This window comes from Rudaeicoccus suwonensis, from assembly GCF_007829035.1.
GTDB lineage: Bacteria > Actinomycetota > Actinomycetes > Actinomycetales > Dermatophilaceae > Rudaeicoccus > Rudaeicoccus suwonensis.
In genome coordinates this window covers 1,500,239-1,510,848 of the sequence record NZ_VIVQ01000001.1, presented here as the reverse complement: position 1 = coordinate 1,510,848, position 10,610 = coordinate 1,500,239, and the positions used below count along the sequence as shown (strand labels likewise).

At 63.3% G+C, this 10,610-nt stretch carries 4 protein-coding genes and 4 pseudogenes; 4 read left to right on the top strand and 4 right to left on the bottom strand.

Translation table 11 applies throughout. The annotated features are described in order from the left end of the window. Positions 1–200 precede the first annotated feature (200 nt). From BKA23_RS06945 to lanL, 3 genes are all read left to right on the top strand, one after another. Positions 201–2,411: a hypothetical protein gene (locus BKA23_RS06945; RefSeq protein ID WP_145226708.1), complete on the top strand. Its 2,211-nt coding sequence runs from the start codon at positions 201–203 to the stop codon at positions 2,409–2,411. Between the two features lie 265 nt (positions 2,412–2,676). Further along, positions 2,677–2,838 (top strand): hypothetical protein, encoded by a 162-nt coding sequence (locus BKA23_RS17615; protein ID WP_170226401.1) that lies wholly within the window; start codon positions 2,677–2,679, stop codon positions 2,836–2,838. Between the two features lie 63 nt (positions 2,839–2,901). After that, entirely contained in the window at positions 2,902–5,580 is a 2,679-nt protein-coding gene (gene lanL / locus BKA23_RS06940) for a class IV lanthionine synthetase LanL (protein ID WP_145226705.1), read from the top strand. A gap of 923 nt (positions 5,581–6,503) precedes the next feature. Here the strand turns inward: lanL and BKA23_RS06935 are convergent. The 3 genes and pseudogenes from BKA23_RS06935 to BKA23_RS06925 all read right to left on the bottom strand — a co-directional run. Next, positions 6,504–6,977 (bottom strand): annotated as a pseudogene (locus BKA23_RS06935) (transposase); the annotation flags it as partial. Between the two features lie 98 nt (positions 6,978–7,075). Further along, entirely contained in the window at positions 7,076–8,302 is a 1,227-nt protein-coding gene (locus BKA23_RS06930) for an IS110 family RNA-guided transposase (RefSeq protein ID WP_145225232.1), read from the bottom strand. A 241-nt stretch (positions 8,303–8,543) separates the two neighbouring features. Continuing rightward, positions 8,544–9,332: pseudogene (locus BKA23_RS06925) on the bottom strand (IS256 family transposase); the annotation flags it as partial. A 249-nt stretch (positions 9,333–9,581) separates the two neighbouring features. On the opposite strand from BKA23_RS06925, the pseudogene BKA23_RS06920 reads away from it, so the two are divergent. After that, positions 9,582–10,175, top strand: a pseudogene (locus BKA23_RS06920) (transposase); the annotation flags it as partial. Between the two features lies 1 nt (position 10,176). On the opposite strand, the pseudogene BKA23_RS17960 reads toward BKA23_RS06920, so the two are convergent. Beyond that, a pseudogene (locus tag BKA23_RS17960) lies at positions 10,177–10,401 on the bottom strand (IS21 family transposase); the annotation flags it as partial. Between the last annotated feature and the right edge of the window lie 209 nt (positions 10,402–10,610).

The window sequence follows — 10,610 nt, the reverse complement described above, 5'->3', positions numbered from 1 at the left end:
GCCAATTCGCTGGGAATAGATTCTTTGCTCTGGGCACAGCTGGGGTTTTCTTGGTAAGACCGTGAGCGTTCCATCCAGGGGGTCCTACGCCTTTGCCAGCTCCAGTGCTGGCCGACGCCACCTCACCCACGTCACCGACCAGCGATCACGCATACCCGCGTGCTCCGTCGGTGCTCTCTTGCCCGTGAAAGGCACATCCCATGATGAAGAAGACCGTCCCCGTCACACTGGTTGGGGCCGTCGCAGCAGCAGCGACCGCGCTGGCGACCGGGTCCGCAGCTCACGCCGCCGCGCCAGCCCATCACTCCCCCATGACCCACCAGGTCGCCGCGCCATCAACATCGATCCCAGCAGCGTTCCGGTCGGCATCCCAGGCTGCGACGCGGACGCATCGCGGGGTGGTGGTGTCCAGTCAGACCACTCCCACCAGTCAGCTCACGGCTCTGCCGAACGGGCAGTTCAAACTCGACACCTCCGCCGGCCCCGTCCGTATCCAACGCGGAAACGGGTGGGTGCCGATCAACACCACCTTGCAGCGGGGCACCGATGGGATGATCCGCCCCGTCGCGGCCACCGACCAGGTCGCCTTCAGCGGCGGCGGCACCGGCCCGCTGGTCATCCTTGGCAGCGGCGCTCACACCACCACCCTCAGCCTGCCCCTCACGCTCCCGACACCTGTGCTGTCCGGGTCCAGCGCCACCTACCGCAACATCTACCCCGGCGTCGACCTGAACCTGACCGCCACCGGCACCGGGTACACCGAAACCCTCGTCGTCCGCACCGCCGCAGCGGCCGCGAACCCTCATTTGGCCACGTTGCGGATCACCGCCACCACCCGAGGCATGCACCTGAGCAAGGCCCATGACGGCTCCCTCACCCTCACCGGGTCCGGTGGTCAAGACTTCAACGCTGCGCCACCGGCCATGTGGGATTCGACCAACCACCCCCACCTGGGACCAGCACCCACGGCCACCGACCCCGGCGGCGCCACCATCACACCGATGTCCACCACCGTCACCACTAGCAGCACCACAGGAGCGTCCGCGGCGTCGGCTGTTGGTGCAGCGACCACGCAGAACACGATCGCCATCGTCCCGCCCAAGACAGCCCTGACCGGGCCGGGCGTGACTTACCCCCTGTACATAGACCCCAGCTTCAACGTGACCCGGTCCAGTTTCCTAACCGTGACCTCCGGCGGATACCACTACGACGATGACAGCAGCGAAGACCTCGACGTCGGCGACTGCGACTGGTCCTACTGCAACGGCATCGGCGTCGCCCGCTCCTTCTTCGACGTCAACACCACCGCCTTCGAAGGCACCACCGGCGTCGCGCACGTCTCCAACGCCATCGTCACCGTCGAAGAGATCTGGTCCGCCGCCTCCACAGCCACCGACGTCAACCTCGAGCAAACCCAAGGATTTCCCCCCACCCAAACCTGGCCCGGCCCGTCCAGTGAAGGAGTGCTCGATACCCAAGCTTCCGTCGCCGGCTACACCGGCCACGCACCTGCGCAGGTCAAATTTGGCGACGCCAACGTCATCAACGCCTTCCAAGGCCTGGCCAACGCCCACGGCAAAACCCTCTACCTGGGCTTGGTCGCACCCAATGAAGGCGACGGCGACGAATGGAAGCGCTTCTCCAACGTCGCGAGTGACACCACCGCGCAAGTCTTCTTCGACTACGCACCCGCCACCCCCACGGACCTGACGATCGACCCCAACGACGTCGTCTGTGGCACCTACCTCACCACCGACACACCGACGTTCAGCGCCCAATCCACCGACGAAAACCCGACCGGGAACACCACCCCCGTCGGGATCAGCTTCGCAACCTTCCGAGACAACCTCACCGACCCGACGCCCGTAGCCGGCAACAAAACCAAAACACCCATCGTGACCACCGGATCCGCCAACGGCACCGCGACCTGGGACGCAGCCACCACCGACGCCACCAACCCCGGCCCGCTCTACCCAGCCCACTGGGAAATCCAAGCCCAAGCCACCAGCCTGGCCACCGACAGCACCCAAGAAAGCTCCGCCTGGACCACCCCACTGCAATTCTCCTACGACCCCACCGCCCCAGCAGCACCCACCATCACCTCCAACGGCGGAGGATCGTTCACCCTCAACGCACCAGGCGCCGCAGGCTTCGCATGGGCACTGAACTCTCAAGAAGAACCTGTCCCCACCTCCAACCAGTGCACCTACAACAGCACTAGCAGCACCGGAGGACTCGTCACCGCCGACAGCACCGGCACAGCCTCCCTCACCGTCCCAGGCTGGCTCCCCTACAACTACCTCTTCGTCGAAGCCTTCACCGGCTCACACGTCCCCTCCCCCGAATCGTCAACCCTTCCCACCGACACCGCATCAACCACACACCACCTGGAATTGCCAAACCCGCGTTGACCCGCTGAAGCACACACCGTGAGGCGGCCTTGACCCAGGTATCACTTGGGTCGAGGCCGCCTCGATCATCCTGTCGGCAGGAATAGTCCTGCAAATCGCCATAATGGTTGGTTACCTTTGCCATATGCCGTGGAGAAGCTCGCGCTCGTAGTGGAATTCAGCAGTCCTCGCTCAGAAAAATCCCATCGTTGTTGTCGCTCTTTTTCGTTTCGTTCGGGAGTAGCGTGCGAAGCGTTCATCACTACCGAAAGGATTTGCTATGCCAGTGGCTATGCTCACACGTGATGCAGGGGACACAGACCTCGCGGAGCGTGACATCAAGTTCGAGACGGACATTGATGAAGCGGACCTGATGCTGCCTCAGGACTGCTACGTCGGTGGCGGCTACGCGTCGATCTACCCGACGTACGTGACGATCTGTCATTAAGGTTTGATCTCTCGTACCCCTTGTAGTGGCCGACAGCTTCCCAGGCTGCCGGCCACTACTGCGATGACACCCAGCACGTCTATGTCGACAGTGGAACAGGTCGTCGACCGGGCCAGCCGGTCCGCTCATCGGTCAATGGCTACCGATGACGTGTGGGTGTACCTGCACGACCCGTCCTACGCCAGACGCCCCAACGGGTGGAAGCTGCACATCTCAGCTCGGTCATGCACCCTTATCGAGACGATACGACAGGTGCTGCCGGTGCTCTCACGACACCGGTGCGACGCGAAATTCGCTCGCAGCCTCGACGTGATGGCTGCTCTCAACAGCGGCGCCGACGATCCCGCAGCCGTCGGTAAGGCCATCACGATCTACCCCGAACCAGACGATCTCGTGCAGTTGGCTTCGGAACTCGTGCGATGCCTGCATGGGATGGAAGGCCCCTCGATATCAAGTGACCGGCAGGTGAGCCCTGATGCGCCCGTGTACTACCGGTACGGCCCCATGCATCCGGACCGCTTCGTGGTCGGGGTCGGCGGAAAAATCAACTCCATCATCGTCGGGCCCGACGGCCAAACGGTCCCCGGGAACGCGGGAACCACCTACAAGCAGCCGCCATGGGTGACAGACCCATTCACCCAGCAAGCCCCCACGCCACCGCCGGACGGGCCCGCCCAATTGGGCGGCCGCTACACCATCACTTCCGGGATCGTCCGCGCGCCCGTAGGCAACGTGTACCGGGCAACAGACACCGTCAGCGGTGATCACGTGGTGGTGAAGCAAGCACGTCCGTTCGTCGCTGAAGACGCTCAAGGATGGGATGCCCGAACTCGTTTACGAAACGAAGCCACAGCGTTGCAGCGCCTAGCACGAGTGGGTGGGGTCCCAGACCTTGTCGACTACTTCCACCACGGCTCCGTGGAGTACTTGGTCACCACTGACTGCGGCGTGCATGACATGCAACGCACGCTGCGACGAACAGGCCCGTACGGGTGGGACCTCGACCACGACTGGTGGGCCTTGGCTCGGCAATTGCTCCACATTTTGGACCAGATCCATAAACATGGCGTCATCGTCAATGACCTGAAACCATCCAACGTCGTCTTCGACCGACACGGGAATCCCAGTCTCATCGATTTCGGCATCGCACACACCCCGTCCGATAGCGCTGACGCAGCTTCACATACGTCCGCCGCATCCGACCCGGTGACACCCGCCGGGTTCACCCCGGGATATTCACTGCCTTCGCACTGGCGCGACGGTGCACCAGGGCCGGACAGCGACTACTACGCTCTCGGCGCCACCCTCAGCTTCCTGGCCACCGGACTGCCACCGGTCATCATCGACACCGACTGGCAACACAACCGCGATCAGACGATTGCCGCCATGGACCGTGCCGTCCACGCCCACCCGACCTACAGTTCAGGGTTCACGTCCGCCGACGACGCAGTGCGCATCGTCGATGCGCTCATGAGCCCGGACCCAGATCATCGGATCGCGGCGGCTCAAGCGCTCCGTACTTCAAACCAACCCATGGCCGACGGCGGCCGCGCGCAGTCACCACCGGATCACTATTCGTCCGCTGAGAAGCGCTCCTTGCAGCTTGACCACCTCGCCGGTCTGATCACTCAAGGTCTCGGCGACGTGATCACTGCTGCAATGGAGTACACAAATCGCGAGCCACAACATGCCGGGGTCTCTGACGTCAGCATCTACTCCGGATCATCCGGGATCGGGCTCGAACTCCTACAACACTTGTCAGAACCGAACGTCGCCACAACAGTGAACCGACTCGCAATATGGACCAGTACAGCCGTCGAACCACAACACCTGAGGCCCGGCCTGTTCGACGGGACCATGGGCGTACGCCTCTTCCTACACACAGCCGCAGCGCACATCACCGACCCGCAAGTTGCTCTGGCACGAGACACCTTCGATGACCGTTGTCACGACGTCGACGTGCCCCCCACGGACCCGTACGATCAGATCGCGGGCCTCGCCGGAATCGGCACAGGGCACCTGCTCCTCGCCGACATCGCCACCCACGCCGGCCAGGCAACCAACGCAGACCTTCACCTCCAGAACGCGGTAACCGCCGCCCGACAGCTACTGGTAGAACAAGACCACTGGCTACCAGCAACTCCCTCACCAACATTCGATTACGGGTACGCCCATGGCCTCGCCGGGATCGCAACGTTCCTATCCGCCACGTCTCAAGCAACCGGAGATCACGAACTCACCGTCGCGGCACATACCGCGACTGATCGACTGGCAATCGGAACACAAGAACGCACCCAACTACTGCTACGCAGCGGGACACCTCACTCCTTGGGTTGGTGTCGCGGCCCCGCCGGCATGGGAACAGCGTTACTCCGATCGAGCAACCCTGACCAGTCCCAGCACTACCTTCAAATCGCTGAAGATGCAGCACACGCGTGCATCATCCTCGCGCCCCGCCGCGAAAACATCGTCCAATGCTGCGGTCTCGCCGGAATCGGCGAATTCCTCATCGACCTAGCAACCGTCACCGGCAACACAGAATATTTGAACTCCGCGCATGACCTCATGCAACTCATCCTCGGACGAAGTGGCGGCACTGCGACAAACCCCATCTACCCCAGCAGCGTCCCCTCCAAGAGCACAGCAGCCCTCTGCACCGGAACCACCGGAATCGTGTCGTACCTCCGCCGACTCTGCCGAAACAACAGCTCACGGATCGCCATGCCTGCAACCACCCGCTGACGCAGGCAGTTAAGAATCGGCAGTGATCAGAAATACAAGGATCAACCATGTCGAACAAGCTCGTCACAGCTCAACACTGATGTCACACCGCAAGTGACGACACCTCGCAAGTTGGCCCCAGAGAGGAGCGTGTAGTCGGAATCGGCCAGATTTGTTCTCGCTGAGCACAAGCGGCCCGGCTCCCCTGAATGAAGGCGACGAACGGGCGTGGGCCGCCGCGTTCCCTAGATCCACCTACCGTTGGCGCGGGTACTTCCTGCGAAGCGGCCATGACAGCCACGCAGCGCAAGACACGCGGCCTTACGGCGTCCTACAGCGAACACTTACTGACTCGCCGATTTTTTCGTGCGGGTTCGACTAAGGGGTCTCGGTGCACCCGATGGGACGGTACGCGGGGCAGGATTCACCCAACTTCCCGCCTCAAAAGAATCGCTGGAACGACAAGAACAGTCCGACGAACGCGAGACACATCACGACGGCTGAAGGATCGACTGTCTTCCTCGGTCCGTCGGCAGATCATCACGGAGCGGCAAGCCAGCGCTGGGATGCCAAGCCGTGCTCCGAAGTACGGCGTCAGCGACTACTCCCTCAGGATATTCTTCGCTGAAGAAGGCATAGCGCCGAGCCGCAGCTCGCTGGCCCGCGAGCAAGTTGGGCGGATCGTTGAGCTTGCCAGCACCGGCATCTCGATCATGGAAATATCACGGCGAGTTGGGGTGCCAGACTCAACGGTGCGGCTGGAGCTTGCTCGAAATCGCAGCGGTCCAGTGTCCGGCGAGAGGCCTCGTCGTCATCATTATTCTCCTGGTGTTTACACACTTGGGCGCGTTCATGCCCCGTTCGGTTGCGGCTCTGACCTGACTCGTGCCACTTCTGATGATTCCGGGAGTGTCCGGTTAACGGTGTAACTGGCGTTGTTCATTTTAGAGGTTCTCCGCTGCTGGCATGCGGTCGGCGAAGGTGATCGCGAACGCGTTGAGGGCTGGTTTCCACCGCATGGTCCAGCGTGCCTGGCCAGTGCCCTTGGGGTCCAGCGACCTGGTCACCAGGTACAAGGTTTTGAGCGCGGCCTGTTCGGTCGGGAAGTGGCCCTTCGTGGTGACCGCACGCCGGTAACGAGCATTCAATGACTCAATCCCGTTGGTGGAGCACAAGACCCGGCGGATCTCGACGTCGTAGTCCAGGAACGGCACGAACCGCTCCCACGCGTCGCGCCACAGCGTCGAGATCGCCGGATATTGGGCTGCCCAGGTCTCTTCGAACTGCTCGAACGCCGCCCACGCCGCATCCCGTGAGGGTGCGGTGTAGATCGGTCGTAGGTCTTTGGCCATTTTCTCCCAGTACTTCTTGGAGGCGTACCGAAACGAGCCACGGATCAGATGGATGATGCAGACTCCCGCTGTCAACCTGGGTGGGTGTGGCGGTGGTGGGTAGTGGGCAGGTGGGGGCGCCGGCGAGGCTGGGGTTGTCTTGCCGGTTGGTGGTGCTGGTGGGGTTATGCCGCGGGTGCTTGGTGGTGGACGCGGGTGGGGTCGAACGGTTCGTGGTCGGTCCAAGCGCGCCACAGGATCCGGGTCCAGCGTGCGCCCAGGCCGCGGTAGGCGCGGTAGCGGCCCTGGCCTGCGTTGCGGGCGTGTTCATAGACGTCGCCTGACCAGGGGTCTTCGCGGGCGGCGACGGTCATCCACCAGTCGATGCTATGCCGTAGTCGTTTGTTCGCGGCGTACCGGAAGCGGACTTGGCGGGTGCGTCCGGATGCGCGGGTGACCGGGGCCAGGCCTGCTTCGGCCAGCAGGGTTGCGGCGGTGGGGAATCGGGCTCTGTCGTCGCCCATTTCCCCGATCATGGTCGCGGCGATCACGGTGGCGATGCCGGGGAAGCTGGTGAAGACTGGCCCGTCAGGGTGTGCGCTGACCAGCGGGGTCAACATCGCGTTGTACGTGCGGATGTTGGTGTTGAGCAGTTCGAGTTGATCGACCAGCATCAAGGCTGCCGTGTGCTTTCCCGTGATCGTGCCGTCAGTTGCGGTGAGTAGGTGCGGACGTAACCGGTCGCACAGGGCTGCTGGCTCGACGCGGCCGGTGTAGCCGTGTCGGGCGCAGAATCGTCGCATCCGGTCTTCGGTGACCCGGGCGGCTGCCGCGGGGGTGGGGTAGTCGCGGATGAACGCCAGGGTGATGTCGCGGTCCAGGGAAGAGAACAGGTGCAACGGCGCGGGGTGGTAGGCCTCCAACGCGGCGCGGAGCCGTGACTCCACGGCGCGTTGCATCACGATGACTCGTTCTCGGTCCCGGGACAACGCTGCGATCTGAGCGGTCAGCGCGGATGGCCGGCTCAGGGGCCGCCAGTGCACGTGTTCATGGCGCAGGGTGTCGGCCAGGACGAACGCGTCGAAGGCGTCGGATTTGGTGTTGGCAACCCGGTATCGTTCCCGGGCCCGAGCGGAGATCTTCGGCGAGATGCAAAACACGCTCTCACCACGGTCAAGGAGGTGCTCGACCAGGATTCCCTCGGCCCGTTCGATGGATACCCGTAGGACTCCTCGAGATGCGAAAGCGTCCAGAAGCCGGTCGATTTCGGTGAACCCGGTTACCGTGTGTTCGATTCTTCGTTGGACCTGGATCGTGCCCGTGTGGTCGACGACGCAGATCTGGTGGTGGGTGCCGCCCCAATCGATGCCGGCGAACATCGCGTGCGGATGTTCTGCTTCGGTGGTGACCATGCTGCTCCTTCCGGGAACTTCGGGTCGCCTGATGCCGTATGCGCGGCGGGCTCGACTGTTCGGAACCTCATCTCGGCGCTCAACCCGGAACGGGTAGGCGCTGCTCCCGCTGGCCAATCATGTCGAGCCTGCCCCGCCACGGGCGGACGGGTCTGCGTGTGGACCTCGAGGGCAACTCGTTTGAATCGGTCCTACCCGCGACGGCGCAGACAACCAGCGGGACTATCCCGCCACACCCATGGTGCATAGATGAGGTCTGAACCGTGGCGAGTGGGAAGACCGTGTTCGCGCTGTCGGGCAATCCTTTGAGGCCGTCACACACGATGAAGAACACGTCCGTGACACCGCGGTTCTTCATTTCAGCAAGCACACTCATCCAGAACTTCGCGGACTCACCGTGCCCGGCAGTACCGGCCCACAACCCCAGGACGTCACGCCGGCCCTGCAGATCAACACCGATCGCGGCGTAGAACGGGCGGTTACCGACCTGTCCATCGCGGACCTTGACGTAGATCGCGTCAATGAAGATCGCCGCGTACACCGGCAGCAACGGTCGAGCACACCAGTCGGTCATCTCACCGATGACACGGTCGGTGATCACGCTGATCCGGTCCTTGGACAGGCTCGCGCCGTACACCTCGGCGAAGTGCGCGCTGATCTCACCAGTGGTCAAACCCTTGGCGTATAACGACAACACGATCGTGTCGACATCACCCAGTCGGCGTTGCCGCTTGCGGACGATGACTGGGTCGAAAGAGGCGTCGCGGTCGCGGGGCACCTGGATCGTGACCGGGCCGACGTTGTCGGTCAGCACGGTCTTGGTACGGGTCCCGTTGCGGGAGTTGCCGCCGTCACGGCCCGCCACGGCGTGCTTGTCATAGCCCAAGTGCTGGTTCATCTCCTCATCCAAGGCAGTTTCCAACACCGTCTTGGTCAAGAGCTTCAGTAACCCGTCCGGACCGGTCAGATCATCACCACGAGCACGCGCGGCGCGCACGAGCTGCGCGATCATCGCCCGCTCCGAGGGCATCACCACCGCCGCAGACTCATCCGCCGCGGCAGGTATCGGCGCAGCCTCATCGGCACGAACAGGGACAGCATCATCTTCAAGCGGCACAGCCGCCAGTGTTTCGGTCATCACAAACCTTCCCCGCCAACCACGGTCGGCGTGTCAGGCCAGTTACACCGTTCGCCGGACAGTCCCAACGCACCCCGCTACACCACTACCAGGGACTTGACCTTAACTGGTCGTCGCAACACCCTGATGTGAGGAGTGTTGATGGGACGTCCTGCGGGATGGTTGAAGGAGTTGACGGGGCGGAATCCGATGATTTCGCCGGGGCATCCGAGCACGAGGCGCAGCATCGAGCGCGAGTTCTGGCGGCAGATTGTGGCGGGTGCGTCGTCCGAGGACGCCGCGGTGTCGGTGGGCGTGGCGCCCGCTGTGGGCAACCGGTGGTTCCGGCACGGTGGTGGCATGCCCACGATCACGCTGACTGAACCCGGCGGCCGGTACCTGTCGTTCGCCGAGCGCGAGGAAATCGCACTGCTGAAAGCCCAACGCAATGGTGTGCGCGAGATCGCGCGTCGGCTGGGGCGCGACCCGGCGACGATCTCGCGGGAGTTGCGCCGAAATGCGGCCACTCGCGGCGGGAAGCTTGAGTACCGGGCATCGGTCGCGCAGTGGAAGGCCGAGCTGATGGCTCGTCGCCCGAAGACCGCGAAACTTGTCGCCAACACCGAGTTGCATGACTACGTGCAGGACCGTCTCAACGGCCAAGTCACCGGTCCCGACGGGGCAGTGGTCGATGGCCCCGGCACGCCGCCTTGGCAGGGGCGGAACAAGCCACACCGGCAGGACCGGAAGTGGTCGACGCCGGCATCCGCGGATACCGCACCAGCAACGCCCGGATCGCGGGTTCCGCAGCGTCGACCAGCGACCCCTTCGCCGGACGCTGATACTCCGGAGGCCGATCCGCGCGCAACGCGGCACGCACGATATTCCGAGAGACCCCGAGCAACCGCACGATCTCCTTGATCGACACACCCTCACCGTTATGCAGCCGACGGATCTCCGCCCAGTCCTCCACACTCATCACCCGCCCAGCGTGCCGAGATAGGGGTCAACTTTCAGACGGCACCACGGGGTCAGTATTCAGACGGCATCGACATCATGACCTTCAATTTCTTTTCGCGCGAGCAACGACTCTGGAGAAGTCGACTCTCGGCGACTTCAAGCGACTACTGAACGATCAGCGACATACCAACGAGCATGCAGACTACAACCGCACTACGGAAGCCCAAGCCT

Coding starts and splice junctions, on each gene's coding strand:
- BKA23_RS06945 (WP_145226708.1), top strand. CDS start 201: ATGATGAAGAAGACCGTCCCCGTCACACTGGTTGGGGCCGTCGCAGCA.
- lanL (WP_145226705.1), top strand. CDS start 2,902: ATGACACCCAGCACGTCTATGTCGACAGTGGAACAGGTCGTCGACCGG.
- BKA23_RS06930 (WP_145225232.1), bottom strand. CDS start 8,302: ATGGTCACCACCGAAGCAGAACATCCGCACGCGATGTTCGCCGGCATC.